Source organism: Pseudomonas sp. SIMBA_067 (assembly GCF_046534675.1).
GTDB classification, from domain to species: domain Bacteria; phylum Pseudomonadota; class Gammaproteobacteria; order Pseudomonadales; family Pseudomonadaceae; genus Aquipseudomonas; species Aquipseudomonas putida.
In genome coordinates, this window is the sequence record NZ_JAWRYH010000443.1 from 1 (window position 1) to 271 (window position 271).

Annotated in this window: 1 pseudogene; it reads right to left on the bottom strand. The window is 62.4% G+C overall.

Annotated features, from left to right (window positions below):
* Positions 1 to 271: pseudogene (locus SB765_RS29820) on the bottom strand (hypothetical protein); the annotation flags it as partial.

Genomic DNA, 271 nt, shown 5'->3' on the forward strand with positions numbered 1-271 from the left:
TGGTTGCCAACGCCGCCAACACAAAAAACGCCAGCGCTGCGATGCAGCCGACCAAGGCGCCTACACGTCGGGTCACCCCGTAGTAGAACAAGCAGGTTGCCTGCACGGCAGCCACCCCGGCCAATGCCCCTGGTACGGCCAATGAGGCGAACGCCTCGCCTTGTTCAAGGCTGAGAAACAGCATGACCAGCGCCGAGGTAACGGGTAGCCCTGAAAGCAGCCCGCCAATTTGCGTGCCCCAGCGTTTGCCAGCCAGCGAAATGGCCAGCAT